This is a genomic window from Bradyrhizobium sp. B117, assembly GCF_038969555.1.
In the GTDB taxonomy this organism is placed as follows: domain Bacteria; phylum Pseudomonadota; class Alphaproteobacteria; order Rhizobiales; family Xanthobacteraceae; genus Bradyrhizobium.
The window spans coordinates 7,353,569-7,369,851 of sequence record NZ_CP152414.1; the positions used below are offsets into that span (position 1 = coordinate 7,353,569).

Sequence of the window (16,283 nt, forward strand, 5' to 3'; positions counted from 1 at the left end):
CCCTCATTTGTGCGGACGCTTTGGTCTATTGAGGCGGCGCCTAAAAATCACCTCCGTCGTGGTCGTCCTCAAGGCGACCTTCGACCGCTTGTTGCGAAATCCCCAATCACGTGAAGCCGAGATTGCGGACCAGCATATAGATCGCCACCGCAAATATCAGGGCCGCGAATACGGTGTTCAATGCGCCTTTGCGCGCGGCGAGCGAGCTGGCCGAGCCGGCGCCGAGCATCCCGCCAAGAACTCCGCCGGAGATAAACAACGCGGCGAGATACCAATCCACGAAACCGGACAGGGCGTAGTTGGCCGCCGTCGTCAGCCCGAAGGCTGTCACCGCCACAAGGGAGGAACCGACCGCATAGAGGATAGGCATGCCGGTGGCCGCAATCAGCGCCGGTACGACTAGAAAGCCACCGCCGATCCCGAAGAAGCCGGACAAGGCTCCCGTGAGACCTCCCAGCGCGAAGAGTTTCGGCAGGTTCTCTCGGTTGAGCCGGACCGATGGCTCGCCCGCGCCGGCGCGGCCCTTCAGCATCAGCGCGCCCACCGCCATCATGACGATAGCGAACAGCGCCAGCAACTTCTGTCCTTCGATGACCTTGCCAAGGGTAGAGCCGAGAAAGGCGCCGGCCATGCCTGCGAGCGCGAACACGGAGGCGCAACGCCACTTCACATTGCCAGCCCGAGCGTGGTTGACGAGGTTCACTGCAGCGTTTGCCGCAACTGCGATCGCACTGGTGCCGATCGCCACGTGCGGATCCGACACCCCGACGAGATAGACGAGAAGCGGCACGGCCAAGATCGAACCGCCTCCTCCGACCAGCCCGAGCGAAAAGCCGACCAACGAGCCAGAGGCGAGACCGAGCGCACCTTGGGTCAGCGACAGCATAGTGGGCAACTCCTCATTTTAAGGCACTGTCACGTGGCCCGCGTGGGCGGGGCGTAGACGCTGCGGTTCCAAGGCGCGCGCATGAGAATCCGGGCCATGCCGCAAAAGCCCGTGACACCAGCCGCGAACAGCCCCGCACCGACGAAGGCCGGCACAGCAAAGAACCACGGCGATACGAAGAGCCCGAGCAGCGTGCCCACGACAGCAAGACTGCCGGCCCCGATCTGCACTTGGCGCTGAAGCTCCAGCGGTTGGCGCCGGTCGTTCACGACCGGTAGGCCGGCCTTGCGCCAGGCGTCGAGCCCGCCTTCGACGATAAAGGCTTCGCAGGGTTCGCTCAGCTTCGTCGCGAGCCGTGGCGCGTTGGCCTGAGTGCGGGCGCCGCTTTTGCAATGAAAGATGACCGGCTTGCCCTGATGCAAGGCGAAGTCGGCCTCGTCGAGCTTCGACAGGGGAAGGTGCCGCGCGCCCGGAATTTTCGCGCGGGCGTGCTCATCAGCTTCGCGGATGTCGATCAGGAGGGCACCACTGTCGAGAAGGCGGCGTGCCTCGGTCGGCTTGATTGTGGGTAGTGACATGATTAGCTCCTCTACTCTCCTAAATCAGCTCTTCGCCTTGACGGGCTTGCAATAGAGCTGGTGCAGCGTCGCAAAGAGTTGCTCGATGCGCGGATCGGCGATCCGGTACCAGAGCGTCTGGCTTTCGCGCCGAAAGGTGACGAGGCCCTCGTCGCGCATCCTCGCGAGGTGCTGCGACAGCGCCGATTGCGACAGCCCCACGGCTTCCGCGAGGGCATTCACGTTGCTCTCGCCGCATTCGACGAGGTTGCACAGGATCATCAGGCGACGCTCGTTGGCGAGCGCGCGCAGGATTCCGGCGACCTCAACGGCCTTCTTTTCGAATGTCTCCAGATCGAAGGCCCGGGAGGCCATTGGTCAACTCCATATATTAGATATTGCTTATTTAGGACTTACTAATATATATGTCAAGTTCAAACGAACCGGTGACATCAGGAGATTCAAGCCATGTCAGGACAACCCATCATCCGAGCGTTCTTCGACGAGCCGACCAACACGGTGAGCTATCTGGTCGCCGATCCGGCGACCAAGAAGGCCGCTATCATCGACCCCGTATTTGACTACGACCACAATTCGGGCGAGGTGGACACGCGATCGGTTGCGTCCATGCTGAAGAGCGCCGTAGAGGCGGGCTACACGATCGAATGGGTGCTCGAGACGCATGCCCATGCCGACCATCTCTCGGGCGCCCCCTTCATCAAGGCGAAGACAGGTGCCCAAATCGGCATCGGCGAGCACATCAAGGACGTGCAGCGCATCTTCCGGCCGATCTTCAATGCCACCGACCTGAAGACGGACGGCAGCGACTTCGATCGCCTCTTCCGGGACGACGAGCGCTTCAAGGTCGGCGAACTCGACGTGGAGGTGATCTTCACGCCCGGGCACACGCCCGCCGACGTTTCTTACAAGATCGAGGATGCCCTGTTCGTCGGCGATACCCTGTTCATGCCGGACTACGGCACGGCGCGGGCCGACTTCCCAGGCGGCGACGCGCACAAGCTCTACCGGTCGATCAAGCGCCTCCTGGCGCTGCCGCCCGAGACACGGCTATTCATGTGTCACGACTACAAGGCGCCGGGCCGCGACACATACGCCTGGGAGACCACGGTGCACGAACAGCGCGAGAAGAATGTCCAGGCCAAGGAGGGCGTCACGGAGGCTGAGTTCGTGGCCATGCGCCAGGCGCGAGATGCCACGCTCTCGGCGCCCAGGCTGCTGCTGCCGTCTATCCAGGTCAACATCCGCGCCGGCAAATTTCCGCCTGCCGAAGCCAACGGAGTACGCTATCTCACCATTCCCGTGACGCTGAAAGGAGGAGCGGAGACCTGCGTTTGAGGCAGGCCAGCCGCTATCGTCAGTGATGTCGTCTTCTGGACCCAGAGCTGACGAAAGTGAAGCAAGATTACAGAATGCTACCGCTCATCGTCAGGGGGCTGGCGCCAACCTCTGGTCGCGGCGAGCGAGCAAAGCGGCTGATACGATTCCACTCACGAGCAGCCCCCAGTCCTGCGGCACGTGCAGCAGGATTGCCGCGCTGCCGCCGATGAGCGACCAGAGGACAGGAATGATCAGCAGCACGCGGGGAATCGGCCGGATTGCGAGCAGCAGCATCCCGAACGTGAAGATCGTGACGGGGCATGGCGTTACACCGAGTTCCGCAAGGTCATGACCGGTCGCCACGCCAAGAAGCGAGTAGATGGCTGCCGCATAGAGAACGAATGCAATGCCAATCCATGCTACCGGACCGTTGCTCCGGCCGAAAGTCATTCGCCCCTGTATGACACCAACGTATCCAAACGCCATGGCCTGAACTGCGAACAATGCACCGAATGCATAGGCCATCTTGTTGATGGGCGCGAAAAATATCAAATGATAGATGAGCCCCGTCCACGCCCACATCACAGCAAGGACACCGGCGATGATCTCGTCGGACCGCTTGCACCTGCGGAATACCAGTGCGAACGCCAGGCCCCCTATCATCAAGGCAACGATCTGTGCCGGCCAAATCGCTCTGTTGTAGCTTGCGAAGACCCCGAAAAATTGCTCGACAGAAAACGGCAACATAATCCTGTTCCGCTGGCGATTTAACGTTAGCTGCTTCCGATGCCTGTCATTTGACGCGGATCAAGTCGGAGGACCTGTTGAGGAGCCCGCCAGCCCCCGTTCGACCTGCCGCGTACCCGGAGACATTACGAGCGCATCGATCTCACTGAGGCGGCCGCATCGCCGGCGCCCCACGACCTCTCCATGCTTGAGGACCGGCGACGGGTTGATCTGTCGCAAATCGGGCTCCTCGGCGAGCCCTATCCTCGCTTCGCCGCGACAAAGAAGTTTTCATCGATGAACGCCATTCCACCCGCCCGCGCCCAGCTCAGATCCCGCCGTGTCAATCTCGACACCGGCCGGGAAAACGTCGTTGTAATCTCCCGCCGCTCAACGGCGCTGCGGCCGGACCTGTTTCGAGGATTTTCGAGAGTCGAGCTGCGTAGCGGCTCGAAGACGCAGCTGGCGACGGTCCTTCTCACCGATGACGACAGCCTGGTCGGGCCCGACGAGCTTGGCATGGCCGAGCCTGCTTTTCGCCGCTTTGGCCAGCCGGCAGGCAGCTACATTGCGGTCACCCCTGCTCCTTCGCCAGCAAGTCTGGACGCGGTTCGCTCCAAGATTCAGGGCAAGACCCTCGAGGCTTCCGAGATCGGCGCCGTCATCGACGATCTCGTGCACTATCGCTATTCGGATATGGAAATCGCCGCGTTCCTCGTCAGCTCCGCCAATTTCATGACATCCGGTGAGTTGATCGCTCTTACGGAGGCCATGGCGAGAGCCGGAACGCAGCTCAGATGGAATGCCAGGACCGTCGTCGACAAGCATTGCATTGGCGGCATTCCCGGCAATCGCACGTCCATGATCGTGGTCCCGATTGTGGCTGCGCACGGACTGACAATCCCGAAGACGTCGTCGCGCGCGATCACGTCGCCTGCCGGAACGGCCGATACCATGGAGGTACTGGCCCGGGTCGACCTCAGCGTCGAAGCGATGAAGGAGGTCGTTGCCTCCTGCAATGGCTGCCTTGCCTGGGGCGGACACGTCAATCTGTCGCCGGCAGATGACATCCTGATCGGCGTCGAGCGGCCGCTGGCGCTGGATACGCACGAACAGATGGTTGCATCCATTGTGTCGAAGAAGCTGGCCGCCGGCTCGACGCATCTTCTCATCGACCTTCCCGTCGGGCCTAACGCCAAGCTTACGACTGCATCGCAGGCTATGCGGCTCCGCAAGCTGTTTCAGTTCGTCGGCGATCGGTTTGGCCTCGAAGTGGAGGTCGTGACCACCGATGGACGGCAGCCCATCGGCAACGGTATCGGCCCGGCGCTTGAGGCCCAGGACGTGATGGCAGTCCTCGCCAATGAGCCCCAGGCCCCGCGCGATCTTCGAGAGAAGTCGCTACGCCTTGCCGCACACCTTCTGGAACACGACCCTGACTTGCGCGGAGGCGCTGGCTATGCACGTGCAAGCGAGCTCCTGGAGAGCGGGGCGGCGCTTCGACAGATGGTGAAGATCATCGAGGCCCAGGGCCCAGCGCCTTCCGCCAGCGAAATCGGTAGTCTTACCCTCGACATTCACGCCGCAAGAGACGGTGTCGTCTCCGCGATCGATTGCTTGCGCCTCAACCGGCTGGCGCGGACGGCAGGCGCCCCGCTCGACAAGGGCGCAGGCATCAAGTTGTTCAAGAAGATTGGCAATCGGGTCGAGCAAGGGGAGCCGCTCTATCGCATTCACGCGTTCGAGCCCTCGGGGTTTGACCTCGCTGTCGGCATGGCCCAGCTGGACTCTGCTTACCGGATCGAACCGCAAGCCGGGGCAGCGCCATGATCAGGAGTGCAGCTCAATGGCTGCCCACCTCCACCCATTTCGGGCCTCGGCTTGCTGAAATTCTGGGTATTGTCGGCCATGAAATCCTCTTGCATCGATTTCCCGATGGGGAGCTGCGGGCAACCGTCGGCCCAGCGGCGACCACCACGATAGTCTGTTGCTCGCTCAATCAACCTAATGAAAAGCTGATTGCGCTGCTGTTTGCTGCGGAGGCCTTGCGGCGCGATGGAGCCAAGCGTCTCGTGCTCGTTTCGCCATATCTCGGCTACATGCGCCAGGACGCGGCGTTCCATCCGGGTGAGGCGATTAGTCAGCGCGCAATCGGCACCCTTCTGGCGAACACCTTCGATTGCGTCATCACGTTTGATGCGCATCTCCATCGGACGCCGAACCTCGCCGAGGTCTTTCCTGGTATTGAAGCGCACAACCTGTCGGCGGCTCCTGCGATCGAAGCTGTGCTTCGTGCCGAGACAGTCGCGCCCACGACCGTTGTGGTCGGTCCCGATGAAGAATCGCGATCTTGGGTGGCCGACATTGCCGGCCGTCTCGGACTTGCGTACAGCGTGGCGCGAAAAGTACGCCGGAGTGATCAGTCGGTGCAGATCGCCTTCACAGACGCGTCGCTGTTCGCCGGCCGTCCCGTGCTCTTCATCGACGACATCGTGTCGTCCGGTGGGACCCTTACCGCCTGTGCGGAAGCTCTTGCCGCGTCAGGAGCCTCTTCTATCGAGGCCATCATCGTTCACGCACTATTTCCGCGCGCACTGATGACAGCGTTCGGTCGCGCCGGCATTCGTTCCGTCCGATCCACCAACAGCGTGCCACATCCAACCAACGCCATCCGCCTCGACGAACTTCTCGCTCGCGCGTTGCGGCGGGAAGTTGTTGGCATGCCGGAGACTGGGAGCCCCCCGTGAGCGTCACCATCCAGTTTTGCGGCGCCGCCCGCACCGTTACCGGCTCCTGCTATCTCTTTGCTACGCCGAAAGGACAATTCCTGGTCGATTGCGGGCTGTTCCAGGGACCGAAAACGTTGAAAGCGCTGAACTATGGTGCATTCCCGTTTCGCCCCGCGGATGTCGATGCCGTTTTGCTGACGCATGCCCACATCGACCACAGCGGGCTCCTGCCGAAGCTCAAGCGTGAGGGCTTTTCAGGCCCGATCGTGGCGACGCGCGGCACCATCGACCTCTGCTCCTACATGCTTCCCGACGCAGGCAACATCCAGGAAACGGAGGTTGCCGCCTTGAACCGCCGAAACGCCGCCCGAGGGCGGGCCGCCGTCACGCCCATCTACAGCCAGGCCGATGCGATTGCGACGCTCGATGCCTTCCGCCCGGTCGAATACCAGACGTGGCACACGGTGGTGCCGGGCGTACGCGCCCGCTATTGGAATGCCGGCCATTTGCTCGGCTCGGCTTCGATAGAGCTGGAATTCGCCGATCAAGGCAAAAACGGAGGGCCGTTGCGTGTCTTGATGTCGGGTGACATCGGCCCAGACGCCAAATTGCTGGAGCCGGATCCGGAGGCACCGACCAACTTCGATTACGTATTTTGCGAGTCGACCTACGGCGATAGCGACCGCCCGTCCACAACTCACGCGCTGCGGCGCGCGCATCTCGCCCAGGAGGTGCGCGATGCCGCCAGCGGACGCGGCGCGCTGCTAATCCCCGCTTTTGCGGTAGAACGCACCCAGGAGCTGATCGTCGACCTGGCCGACTTGATGGCCCGCGGCGAGATTCCGACCGCACCGATCTTCCTCGATTCGCCTTTGGCGATCCGTGCGACGGAAGTCTTCCGGAATAACGCGGCCAGCCTCGATCCGAGCGTCGGTCTGGACCGGCTTCTGACCTCCAGTCAGTTGCACTTCACGGAAACCGTTGATGAAAGCAAGTCGATCGCCAGGCTCTCCGGCTTTCACATCATCATTGCCGCAAGCGGAATGTGCGACGCCGGCCGCATCCGCCATCATCTGAAGCGATGGTTGTGGCGCAGGGAGTGCACGGTCCTGCTTGCGGGATTCCAGGCTCAAGGCACCCTAGGCCGCTTCCTGCGAGATGGCGCGAAAGCGGTGAGGATTCAGGGCGAAGAGATCAAAGTCGCTGCGAGGATTCGATATATCGACGAATACTCCGGGCACGCCGACGGTCCGGAACTCGCGCGCTGGATTGCCGCTCGGCGTCCCATTCATCGTGGTCTGTTGATCGTGCATGGGGAAGAGCACGCGCTCGGAGGCCTTCTGCACCGGGTCGCCGAACGGACCGTGCCAACAGCGCAGATTTTCACGCCGATGCTGGACGACGTCTACGAATTATCGACAGCCGCGCCGACACCGATCGACGTTGCTCGCCGCCGCAGGCTCGCTCCCGATGCAGTCGTCAACCTCGATTGGCACAACGATATGTCCAAACTGCTTCTCGATATCAACGACCAGATCGAAGCGGCCGCAGACGATCGATCACGGGGCGTGATCATCCGAAAATTGCGCAGAGCGCTCGAAGAGATGTGAACGGCCCGAAATGTCGAAGATGCACTTGATCAAAGTAGCCTTATTCGAGGCGCGGCAAGGCCAGTGAACCAGGTCAGCAAGGTGGCAAAGACGGTAAGAAGGGCGATGCCCGTGCCGCTGACTATGACTTGAGCGAGCACGCCGTCAAATACGGTTCTCAGAAAGATATATGCCGCAAGGGACAACAAGACGCCCACACAGTAGATCTCAAGCGAATTCTCTCCGCAACGAACGGCTCCCAGCAGCGCGCTCGACCGCAAAGCGGCCCAATGCGCCGGCACGAGATTGGTGATACAGATCGACAGCGCAAGGAAATGCAGAAGTCGCAGCGGATCAAGGTCCGGCTTGTTTATCGGGTAGATCAAGCCTTTCAGGAACTGCGGAACTGCGAGCTCAAGAGCCGGACTGATCCAGCTCATTGCAACAGCTAGCGACCAAATCAGGTATGCGGCCGACAGTGCGAACACCGGACGTGACGTCACGAGTGGCATTAGCCGCCAGCGCCCCACCACCACCCACCATCCACCCAGCGTGACGAGAAACTGCCAGGCGAGCGGGTTGAAGTACCAGTCGTTCGTCGGCCATCCCCGAAAATTCCAGCCGTATATCTGAACCAGGCCATACAACAGGGCCGAAGCGGCCAAAACGGCATTTGGCCATCTGAGCAAAAGCAAAAGCCACGGTGCAAACAGCAAATGGAAGAGCACGAAGGTCGGCAGCACATCCGTATTGACGGGCCGGTATTGCAGGATTGCCGCACGCGACAGCGCTTCTCCCGGCTTCTGCAAGACGATCGCCACATTTGCCTCGTCTGCGAGGTCGGCATCCATCCAATGAACGGCCACGACCAGAAATAGCGTCAACAGCAGAAATGCCGAATAAATCTCCCAGCTCCGTCGAACCGTATGACAGATCGTCGCCCAAGTCCCAGCGCTTCTGAACACGTGTCCATATGCCATCGTACACGTCAACCCCGAGACAAACATGAAGACTTCCGTGGTGTCGCTGAATCCATAGTGGCTCAAGGTGAGCCAACTGCAGATATTCCCCGGGATGTGGTTGATGAAGACGAACCAGAGTGCAATGCCTCTGCAGGCATCGAGCCGAATGTCTCGGTCTGGCATATCGTCGAGCGGGCCCATCGCAATTGTTCAGAATATCTCTGCCCGGCCAATCCTACTCCCTTAAGGCTCGCCCAGGCTCCCTAAGACAGCTCTCCAGCGCTGTAAGCATCTGCATTCGGCCAACGATACCCACGACCTTTCTCTTGCGGAGCACCGGCACCTGCGAGATCTGGTAGACATCCATTTCCTTGACGACCGCATCGATCGTCGCATTCTCGTCGACGCAAACGGGGTGACGGCTCATGACCGCTTCGACCCGCAGTCCCCTGGTTCGCTCACGAGCGAGCTCGCCTTCCTGCTTCCCCAGTAGCCATTCGAGCCAACACCCCTCGGGATAGGTGACGCCTAGCTCATGACGATGGAGGAAATCGCCTTCGGCAATGATGCCGACCAAGGCCCCTTCATTATCGAGGACCGGCAGGCCGCGTTGATTGGTCTCGAGCAGGAGATGGAGGGCCTCCAGCAACGGCGCTTCCGGCTTCACGGTTGCGAACGAGGTCCGCATGATATCTGACGCCCTCATTGCTTCTCTCCCATCGGAACCGTGTCTCGACCCTCATGATCGCGGCATTGAGCAGCCATTAATTGACCCGAATAGAAGGGGCGTTGCGCGCCTAGTGGGCCATCAGCAGGCAGACTCGCGCCTGTTGGAGGAGGCTATGCGTCATGCCGCCAAATATCCATTCGCCCAACCTGCTATGTCCATAGCCTCCAGTAACGATGAGGTCGGCACCGACGCCCGCGGCAAGGCGAATGAGATAGTCAGCATCCGGCTCCGCCGTATGCACACGAACTTCGTGCTCGCAGCTCACGCCATGTTTTTTGAGATAGTTGGCCACATCCCGGCCCCCGCCATGTGCCGCATCCTGTTCGTCCGGTGTGCAGATTTCGGCGATCGTGACCTTCGACGCCCGTATCAAGAACGGCAGCGCTTCGCGAACGGCGAGACGCGCTTCCCGAGTATCCTTCCAGCCGATCACGATGCGATCGCCGGCCAGTTCCGTCACACCGTCCGGCACCGAAAGCGTGGGACGGCCCATTCGCAACATGGCGCCGGCGGAATCGAGATACCGGGGGGTCATTGGCCTTAAGCTGTTTCGCTTGACGACAACAAGGTCAGCAGCCCTGGCTTGCTCAGCAAGAAACTCAGTCGGGAATCCGATTGCCGAGCGCCATTCAACCTTTTCGCTTGGAAGGCGGACAATTCGCCTGAACCACATCTCTTTGGCCGACAGCGTTGCCCGTATGCGCTCGAGATCCTCGGCTGTCGTCTCCTGGATTATCACGCCCTCGGCAGCTATCGTGGGTTCTGTCGCGATCGCCGCGACACCGAGGATGGACGCCTCAAATCCACGCGCGATGCCTTCCGCGACGGCAATCTGCCCTTCTTCCTGCTGCTCCGGATGGACGTAGACCATGACGCTGGCGAAAGACATGTCGGCACTCCGATGGACTAGAATTAGTGGTCAATAATCGCGCGTCGGGCCGCCTCACGGCTTGATGCACGTCAAGCGCGAAAATGTGCTCTCGCAGCACAGGCTGCCCCCCTGCGAGCAACCTGCCCTACTCGTCCAGCAAATGCCTTTCGATGTCACCGACCGGATGCCTGGTGAGGTCTTTGGCAAGCTCCGCCACGATCCGTCGCTTTACATCAGGATGAAAATCCGACCGAAGCGCCGCCAGAGTGCGCGGCGGTGCGACGATGATCAGCGCCGTCGACGGCTCGCCGCGTACAATGCGCTCCACGGCAACCGCCACCTGCTTCACAAAGCGGCGCTCCTCGAGCTCATGCCAATCGGTGGCCTCCAAGGCGCTTCTCTGCCCGCTATGCGAGGCTTTGCTCACCCGGCCAGGCCGATCGCTTCCCTGGTCATGAGCCGGCGGGTTCTGATCCTCGAAGGCGGCTTCTACCTTCAAATGCGGGAACTTCTCGTCGCCTTCGTTCCGGAAGAATAGCGCCTTTCGCCCGTCGCCGACGAACACTACGGCACGATGCGGTATCTTGGTCATGCGAATTTCCTCCCTAGAAGGTCGACAATTCTGACCGCTCGGCAGGCCCCCTCGCTTGATCCCGATCAATCTCGACCGCTCTCAATCCGGCAAGATGCCGACAAACTGAAGCTGAGCGATTGATACGGAGGTTGTCATGCAGGCACGCACCGTCCGTGGCCGAACGAACGGCCATCCGCGTAGCGGCCGAAGCTATTCCTGGCGTCGTGACGGTGAATGATCACCTGCTTGAGACACCGACCTTCGTGTATTGACGCGAAGCAGAACGCCGGATTTGCGTCAGGAGGTATGCATGGCACATTTTGTCGTCCGCTTTATCAAAGATATAGTCGGCGACCAGGGCCAGCCTTGCGAGGCGTGCCAGCACACGATCGACGTCGATGCGCGGGACGAGACGGAAGCGGCTCGCCTGGCGAAGCAGAAATTCTGCGAGGGGCGCGCGATTCGGGACTGGTCATTTCACGCCGATCGGATCGACGTGGAGCCGGCCGACTTTCCGTCTTAACGGATCGGCAACGCGCTGTGGCGATCGATCGAGCAACGTGCCGGCCAAGAGATGCAGCGCCGCGACGATCTGCTCGCTGTTCGCCGCGGATCCTATAGCCGCGGCTCTCGCTTCTCATCAATCGACGAGCAGTCAGTGGATCGTGCTCAGTTGATGCAAATCAACCCACCAAGGCGCTGGGGGAGTAAGCAGACTCTGCAATCACGGGACGCTTCGGCTGCTCGGTGACAGAGGACATCCGTCATGCAACGCCGGCAGGCGCCTTTCCGTCCGAATCCAATTCGGAGCGGGACCTACGCTCTTCTTGCGCTCGCACTTAGTTTTCTGCCTTCAGTGTCGATGGCGGAAGACGAGGTGAAGCTAAGCGCCGCGCAGGCTCAGAATCTCGGAGTCCGGGTGACGCATCCGGTATCGAGCCGTACCGACCAGACGTTGCCCTACCCGGCACAGATCGTGATCCCAACGCCGCAATTATGGGTCGTCAGCGCTCCCGTTGCGGGGATGGTCTCCAATCTGGCTGTCGCTCGCGGAGATCGTGTCAACGCCGGCCAGCCGCTCGTCACGCTGGAAAGCCCAAGCTTCGTTTCGCAGCAACGCGAGTATCTGCAAGCGGTCGCGCAAGAAGTTCTGGCTGCCCAGCAGCTCAAGCGCAACGCCGACCTGTTTGAAGGCAAGGCGGTGCCGCAGCGTGTGCTGGAGGCGAGCCAGACCGAGGCGCGGCAAGCGAGCATCACGGTCGCAGAGCGACGCCAGATGTTGCGCCTGAGCGGATTGTCCGATGAAGCCGTCTCGCGGCTGACCAACGAGGCGGCGATCAGCGCGAGGCTGACCGTCCAGGCACCGCAGGCGGCTTCCGTCGTTGATATCGCGGTTTCGCCAGGCCAGCGGCTCGAGCAGTCCGCGCCGCTCGTCAAGCTCGCGCAGCTATCGTCACTCTGGGCAGAGATCGCGATTCCAGCGGCCAACATCCGTGCGATCCGCACCGGTGCGAAGATTGAAATCGAAGGCTATGCCATACCGGGCACCGTCGTGCTGGTCTCCGAGACCACGGATGCGGCAACTCAGACCATTTTGGTGCGCGCGGAAATCCCCAACAATGGTGAGCTGCATCCTGGCCAGACAGCTGCGGCACGCATCGGCTTCCTCTCCGCCGGCGAAAGCGCTTGGGAGATTCCCTATAGCGGGCTGGTCCGCCGCGGCGAACAGACTTCTGTCTTCGTGGCCATCGACGGCGGCTTCCGCGTCGTTCCAGTCACTCTGCTCGCGGAAGATCAGGACCACGTCGTGGTCTCCGGCCCTATCACGGACAAGAACGAGATCGCGATCGGTGGCATCTCGGCGCTTCGCGGTATTCTCTCTGGGTTGGGGCCATAGATGCTCCAGCGCCTCGTCGCATTTGCACTTTCGCAGCGACTGTTCGTCGTCCTGAGCGCGCTGCTGTTGATTGGTGCCGGCGCCGTGTTTCTGCCAAGCCTGCCGATCGACGCCTTTCCGGACGTATCACCGGTTCAGGTGAAGATCATCATGAAGGCGCCGGGCCTCACCCCCGAGGAGGTCGAACAGCGCATCACGGTTCCCATCGAGCTTGAGCTTCTCGGACTCCCCAACAAGAAGATTCTGCGCTCGACCACCAAATATGCGCTGGCCGACATTACCGTCGATTTCGAGGACGGCACCGACATTTACTGGGCGCGCAACCAGGTCTCGGAACGCCTGTCAAACATTTCACGCGATTTTCCGGACGGCGTGAGCGGTGGGCTTGCGCCGATCACGAGTCCGTTGGGCGAGATGTTCATGTTCACCATCGACAGCCCCGAGCTCTCACTCGCGGAGCGGAGGACCCTGCTCGACTGGGTGATCCGCCCGGCCTTGCGCACCGTTCCCGGCGTTGCTGATGTCAACGCGCTCGGCGGCTATGTGCGTGCCTTCGAGATCGTTCCGCGGAACGACGCACTTGCCGCCCGCGGCATCTCCTACGACCTGTTCCGCCGGGCCATCGAGGCCAACAGCCGCAATGACGGCGCGGGCCGCGTGAACCAGGGCGAAGACAGCGCGCTGGTTCGCATCGAAGGCAGCATTCGCGGCGTCGAAGATATCCGTTCCATCGTCGTCGATACCCGCGACGGCATTCCGATCCGGGTCAATGACGTGGCACGCGTCAAGGTCGGCGCGCTGACCCGCTACGGGGCGGTCACGACCGACGGCCGCGGCGAGACCGTCGAAGGGCTGGTGCTCGGCCTGCGTGGCGCCAATGCCGGCCAACTCGTCCGCGACGTCCGGGCGCGGATTGCGGAACTGCAGCCGTCGCTGCCAAAGAGCGTCTCGATCAACGTGTTCTACGACCGCAGCCATCTGGTCAACCGTGCCGTCGGCACCGTGGTGCGGGCGCTCGGCGAAGCCACTGTACTTGTGATCGTGCTTCTGCTGCTGTTCCTAGGTAACTGGCGTGCCTCGCTCGTGATCGCACTCAGCCTGCCGCTCGCCATCGTGATCGCGCTGCTCGTCATGCGTGCGGTCGGGATGTCGGCCAATCTGATGAGTCTCGGCGGCCTTGCGATCGCGATCGGAATGCTGATCGATGCACTTGTGGTCGTAGTCGAGAACATCGTCGGCAATCTCAGCAAGCACGATCCCGGCAGAGCCACGCCGCTGATCCACATCGTATTCCGCTCGGTTTGCGAAGTCCTGCAACCCGTCGCTTCCGGCGTCCTGATCATTATCATCGTGTTCGTGCCGCTCTTGACGCTGCAGGGACTGGAGGGAAAGCTCTTCATTCCCGTAGCGCTCGCAATCATTTTCGCCCTGGCCGGCTCGCTTCTGCTTGCACTCACCATCGTGCCAGTCGCGACCTCCTTCGTGCTCAAGTCCGCCTCGCATGGCGATCCCCTCCTGATCCGGGCCGCGCAGCGCGCCTACGCGCCTGCCCTGGGCTGGGCGTTGAACAACGAGCGCAAGGTCGTCGCGGCAGCGCTGATCGGCCTGATCGCCGCAGGCTTTGCCTACACAAGACTCGGCAAGACCTTCATGCCGACCATGGACGAGGGCGACGTCATCGTCAGCGTGGAAACACTCCCTTCCGTTAACCTGGACGAATCGCTCGCCATCAATGCCAGGCTGCAATCCGCGCTGTTGAAGGTGCCGGACATTGGCGGCATCATCGCCCGGACCGGGTCGGACGAGCTCGGCCTCGATCCCATGGGTCCCAATCAAACCGATACGTTTCTCGTGCTCAAGCCGGCGGCAGAGCGGCAGACTACGGACAGGGAGGCCCTGCTGCAGAAGCTTCGCGAGGTTCTGGCCGGCTTTCCCGGCATCTCGCTCAGCTTCACCCAGCCGATCGACATGCGTGTGCAGGAGATGATCAGCGGCGTACGCGGCGACGTCGCGGTCAAGATCTTCGGCCCGGACATCGTCAGGCTCAATGAGATCGCGGCGAAGCTGTCCTCCACCCTGTCCGGCATCGATGGTGCCGAGGACGTCTACACCACGCTCAACGAAGGCGCCCAATACTACACTGTAGCCGTGAATCGGATGGAGGCCGGCCGCCTCGGCCTGACGGTCGATTCCATTGCGAACTCGCTGCGCACGCAGATCGAGGGCCGCACGATCGGGACGGCGCTCGAGGAGGGACGCCGCACGCCCATCCTGGTCCGCGGCAGCGAGACGACTCGGGAGGCGCCGACCCTGCTCGCCAGCCTGCCATTGACGCTCGCGTCCGGGCAGCACGTCGCGCTGTCGCAGGTCGCCCGTATCCAGCGCGTCGATGGACCCGTGAAGATCGACCGCGAAAACGGCAATCGCATGAGCGTAGTTCGCGCCAACGTCCGCGGCCGCGACATGGTCGGATTCGTCCAGGCAGCTCAGCAGAAGGTTGCCGCCGAGCTTCCGCTGCCAGACGGCTATCGGCTGACCTGGGGCGGCCAGTTCGAGAACCAGCAGCGCGCCGCCGCCCGGCTCTCAGTCGTGGTTCCGGTCGCCATCGGCCTGATCTTCGTGCTGCTGTTCACCACATTCGGCTCGGTCCGCCACGCCCTGCTGGTGCTGGTCAACATCCCCTTCGCCCTGATCGGCGGCGTATTCGCGCTGGTCTCGAGCGGCGAATATCTGTCCGTTCCGGCGTCGGTCGGATTCATCGCACTGCTCGGCATAGCCGTGCTCAACGGCGTCGTGCTGGTCTCCTACTTCAACCAGCTGCGCGCTCATGGGCTGAGCGAGGGGCGCATCGTCGTCGAAGGCGCCATGCGAAGACTGCGGCCCGTTCTAATGACGGCCAGTATCACGGCCCTCGGATTGATCCCGCTGTTGTTCGCCTCGGGTCCTGGATCCGAAGTGCAGCGACCGCTGGCCATCGTCGTCATCGGGGGTTTGGTCTCGTCCACACTGCTGACGCTGATCCTGCTGCCGATCCTGTACCGCCGCTACGGCGGCGCTGCGAAGGGGGCCAAATGACGAGCGATTCCGTCTGCCTCACGCTGATCCTTCCGAGCTCGCTTCGCGATGAGCTGTTCGACTATCTCGGCGAGCAAACCGATCTGGTGAGGGGTTTCACGGCCTCCGATGCTGCCGGACACGGCGCCGGCGTGCGGCTCCAAAGCCCGGCCGAACGCGTCAAAGGGCACGCCGATCAGGTCATTGTATGGATTATCCTGCCAGGGAGCGATGCCGAGCGCCTGCTGGACCGGGTGCGGACTTCGTTTACCGGCACCAATCTCGTCTATTGGATCCTGCCCGTGGCAGAATTCGGCACCATCGACTAATCAACGGGCTTTGTCGCCTGGCGCTTAGACTGCGTAAAGCT

General features: G+C 61.8%; 16 protein-coding genes. 8 read left to right on the forward strand and 8 right to left on the reverse strand.

Annotated elements, in window-relative coordinates; all coding sequences use genetic code 11:
• Positions 1-106: 106 nt before the first annotated feature.
• Genes AAFG16_RS35540 through AAFG16_RS35550 form a run of 3 tightly spaced genes read right to left on the reverse strand, consistent with a single transcriptional unit; the run spans position 107 to position 1,818 of the window.
• On the reverse strand, positions 107-886 hold the full coding sequence (locus AAFG16_RS35540; RefSeq protein WP_342732829.1) for a sulfite exporter TauE/SafE family protein: 780 nt from the start codon (positions 884-886) through the stop codon (positions 107-109).
• Between the two features lie 29 nt (positions 887-915).
• Positions 916-1,464: a rhodanese family protein gene (locus AAFG16_RS35545; protein WP_283081090.1), complete on the reverse strand. Its 549-nt coding sequence runs from the start codon at positions 1,462-1,464 to the stop codon at positions 916-918.
• A 24-nt stretch (positions 1,465-1,488) separates the two neighbouring features.
• Positions 1,489-1,818: a metalloregulator ArsR/SmtB family transcription factor gene (locus tag AAFG16_RS35550; RefSeq protein ID WP_283081091.1), complete on the reverse strand. Its 330-nt coding sequence runs from the start codon at positions 1,816-1,818 to the stop codon at positions 1,489-1,491.
• 93 nt (positions 1,819-1,911) lie between these two features.
• Here AAFG16_RS35550 and AAFG16_RS35555 point away from each other — a divergent pair, with 93 nt between their 5' ends.
• Positions 1,912-2,799, forward strand: a complete 888-nt coding sequence (locus AAFG16_RS35555) for an MBL fold metallo-hydrolase (RefSeq protein ID WP_283081092.1) — start codon at positions 1,912-1,914, stop codon at positions 2,797-2,799.
• A gap of 90 nt (positions 2,800-2,889) precedes the next feature.
• Here AAFG16_RS35555 and AAFG16_RS35560 read toward each other — a convergent pair whose 3' ends face one another.
• Positions 2,890-3,528 (reverse strand): DUF6064 family protein, encoded by a 639-nt coding sequence (locus tag AAFG16_RS35560; RefSeq protein WP_342732832.1) that lies wholly within the window; start codon positions 3,526-3,528, stop codon positions 2,890-2,892.
• Between the two features lie 276 nt (positions 3,529-3,804).
• On the opposite strand from AAFG16_RS35560, the gene AAFG16_RS35565 reads away from it, so the two are divergent.
• The 3 genes from AAFG16_RS35565 to AAFG16_RS35575 are packed head-to-tail and all read left to right on the forward strand — an operon-like array spanning position 3,805 to position 7,846.
• Entirely contained in the window at positions 3,805-5,337 is a 1,533-nt protein-coding gene (locus tag AAFG16_RS35565; protein WP_283087047.1) for a thymidine phosphorylase family protein, read from the forward strand.
• On the forward strand, positions 5,334-6,254 hold the full coding sequence (locus AAFG16_RS35570; protein WP_283081094.1) for a ribose-phosphate diphosphokinase: 921 nt from the start codon (positions 5,334-5,336) through the stop codon (positions 6,252-6,254). The genes AAFG16_RS35565 and AAFG16_RS35570 overlap by 4 nt, the downstream gene beginning before the upstream one ends.
• Entirely contained in the window at positions 6,251-7,846 is a 1,596-nt protein-coding gene (locus AAFG16_RS35575; protein WP_342732835.1) for an MBL fold metallo-hydrolase, read from the forward strand. The genes AAFG16_RS35570 and AAFG16_RS35575 overlap by 4 nt, the downstream gene beginning before the upstream one ends.
• A 29-nt stretch (positions 7,847-7,875) precedes the next feature.
• On the opposite strand, the gene AAFG16_RS35580 is transcribed toward AAFG16_RS35575, so the two are convergent.
• The 4 genes from AAFG16_RS35580 to AAFG16_RS35595 all read right to left on the reverse strand — a co-directional run bounded on the left by AAFG16_RS35580 (position 7,876) and on the right by AAFG16_RS35595 (position 10,980).
• A complete protein-coding gene (locus tag AAFG16_RS35580; RefSeq protein ID WP_283081096.1) occupies positions 7,876-8,988 on the reverse strand; it encodes an OpgC domain-containing protein in 1,113 nt (370 codons plus the stop codon).
• Between the two features lie 34 nt (positions 8,989-9,022).
• Positions 9,023-9,493 (reverse strand): CBS domain-containing protein, encoded by a 471-nt coding sequence (locus tag AAFG16_RS35585; RefSeq protein WP_283081097.1) that lies wholly within the window; start codon positions 9,491-9,493, stop codon positions 9,023-9,025.
• Between the two features lie 91 nt (positions 9,494-9,584).
• Positions 9,585-10,406, reverse strand: coding sequence for a universal stress protein (locus AAFG16_RS35590; RefSeq protein ID WP_283081098.1), 822 nt, complete (start codon positions 10,404-10,406; stop codon positions 9,585-9,587).
• Between the two features lie 127 nt (positions 10,407-10,533).
• Positions 10,534-10,980, reverse strand: coding sequence for a host attachment family protein (locus AAFG16_RS35595; RefSeq protein WP_283081099.1), 447 nt, complete (start codon positions 10,978-10,980; stop codon positions 10,534-10,536).
• A gap of 292 nt (positions 10,981-11,272) precedes the next feature.
• On the opposite strand from AAFG16_RS35595, the gene AAFG16_RS35600 reads away from it, so the two are divergent.
• From AAFG16_RS35600 to AAFG16_RS35615, 4 genes are all read left to right on the forward strand, one after another.
• Positions 11,273-11,485: a hypothetical protein gene (locus AAFG16_RS35600; RefSeq protein ID WP_342732838.1), complete on the forward strand. Its 213-nt coding sequence runs from the start codon at positions 11,273-11,275 to the stop codon at positions 11,483-11,485.
• A 339-nt stretch (positions 11,486-11,824) separates the two neighbouring features.
• Positions 11,825-12,859 (forward strand): efflux RND transporter periplasmic adaptor subunit, encoded by a 1,035-nt coding sequence (locus AAFG16_RS35605; RefSeq protein ID WP_283087048.1) that lies wholly within the window; start codon positions 11,825-11,827, stop codon positions 12,857-12,859.
• Positions 12,860-15,934, forward strand: a complete 3,075-nt coding sequence (locus tag AAFG16_RS35610) for a CusA/CzcA family heavy metal efflux RND transporter (RefSeq protein WP_342732840.1) — start codon at positions 12,860-12,862, stop codon at positions 15,932-15,934. It abuts the gene before it with no gap.
• Positions 15,931-16,242, forward strand: a complete 312-nt coding sequence (locus tag AAFG16_RS35615) for a DUF3240 family protein (RefSeq protein WP_342732842.1) — start codon at positions 15,931-15,933, stop codon at positions 16,240-16,242. Before AAFG16_RS35610 ends, AAFG16_RS35615 begins: the two co-directional genes overlap by 4 nt.
• Positions 16,243-16,283 lie beyond the last annotated feature (41 nt).

Coding starts and splice junctions, on each gene's coding strand:
- AAFG16_RS35595 (WP_283081099.1), bottom strand. CDS start 10,980: ATGACCAAGATACCGCATCGTGCCGTAGTGTTCGTCGGCGACGGGCGA.
- AAFG16_RS35560 (WP_342732832.1), bottom strand. CDS start 3,528: ATGTTGCCGTTTTCTGTCGAGCAATTTTTCGGGGTCTTCGCAAGCTAC.
- AAFG16_RS35550 (WP_283081091.1), bottom strand. CDS start 1,818: ATGGCCTCCCGGGCCTTCGATCTGGAGACATTCGAAAAGAAGGCCGTT.
- AAFG16_RS35615 (WP_342732842.1), top strand. CDS start 15,931: ATGACGAGCGATTCCGTCTGCCTCACGCTGATCCTTCCGAGCTCGCTT.
- AAFG16_RS35600 (WP_342732838.1), top strand. CDS start 11,273: ATGGCACATTTTGTCGTCCGCTTTATCAAAGATATAGTCGGCGACCAG.
- AAFG16_RS35555 (WP_283081092.1), top strand. CDS start 1,912: ATGTCAGGACAACCCATCATCCGAGCGTTCTTCGACGAGCCGACCAAC.
- AAFG16_RS35585 (WP_283081097.1), bottom strand. CDS start 9,493: ATGAGGGCGTCAGATATCATGCGGACCTCGTTCGCAACCGTGAAGCCG.
- AAFG16_RS35570 (WP_283081094.1), top strand. CDS start 5,334: ATGATCAGGAGTGCAGCTCAATGGCTGCCCACCTCCACCCATTTCGGG.
- AAFG16_RS35580 (WP_283081096.1), bottom strand. CDS start 8,988: ATGGGCCCGCTCGACGATATGCCAGACCGAGACATTCGGCTCGATGCC.
- AAFG16_RS35605 (WP_283087048.1), top strand. CDS start 11,825: ATGGCGGAAGACGAGGTGAAGCTAAGCGCCGCGCAGGCTCAGAATCTC.
- AAFG16_RS35610 (WP_342732840.1), top strand. CDS start 12,860: ATGCTCCAGCGCCTCGTCGCATTTGCACTTTCGCAGCGACTGTTCGTC.
- AAFG16_RS35540 (WP_342732829.1), bottom strand. CDS start 886: ATGCTGTCGCTGACCCAAGGTGCGCTCGGTCTCGCCTCTGGCTCGTTG.
- AAFG16_RS35590 (WP_283081098.1), bottom strand. CDS start 10,406: ATGTCTTTCGCCAGCGTCATGGTCTACGTCCATCCGGAGCAGCAGGAA.
- AAFG16_RS35565 (WP_283087047.1), top strand. CDS start 3,805: ATGAACGCCATTCCACCCGCCCGCGCCCAGCTCAGATCCCGCCGTGTC.
- AAFG16_RS35545 (WP_283081090.1), bottom strand. CDS start 1,464: ATGTCACTACCCACAATCAAGCCGACCGAGGCACGCCGCCTTCTCGAC.